Below are 244 nucleotides of genomic sequence, written 5' to 3'. Positions count from 1 at the left end.
CAACGGTGTAGTGCGCGAAGAATTGCTGAGCAAGGCGCGTCAGCAGGGTTACGACACCACACGCCTGATCTGGCGCGCGTCGGATCGGCAGATGGCCAAGACATCCAATTAAGAGCGAAAAGATCGCGCAGGACCCGGGTGAAGGCTCGGGCGCTGTGCTCTTCGCCGGCATGCCGGCCATCGCGCACCACCCACTGACCATTGACCAGCACATCGCGCACCTGGCGATCGCCGCCGGCGAACA

At 63.5% G+C, this 244-nt stretch carries 2 pseudogenes; one reads left to right on the top strand and one right to left on the bottom strand.

Going from position 1 to position 244, the window contains the following annotated elements:
- Nucleotides 1-112 (top strand): annotated as a pseudogene (locus J5M66_RS26790) (lipocalin family protein); the annotation flags it as partial.
- A 7-nt stretch (nt 113-119) separates the two neighbouring features.
- Here J5M66_RS26790 and J5M66_RS27125 read toward each other — a convergent pair.
- A pseudogene (locus J5M66_RS27125) lies at nt 120-244 on the bottom strand (hypothetical protein); the annotation flags it as partial.

This window comes from Pseudomonas sp. 67(2021), from assembly GCF_017491835.1.
In the GTDB taxonomy this organism is placed as follows: domain Bacteria; phylum Pseudomonadota; class Gammaproteobacteria; order Pseudomonadales; family Pseudomonadaceae; genus Aquipseudomonas; species Aquipseudomonas atacamensis.
This window is presented reverse-complemented; position numbering and strand designations above follow the sequence as displayed.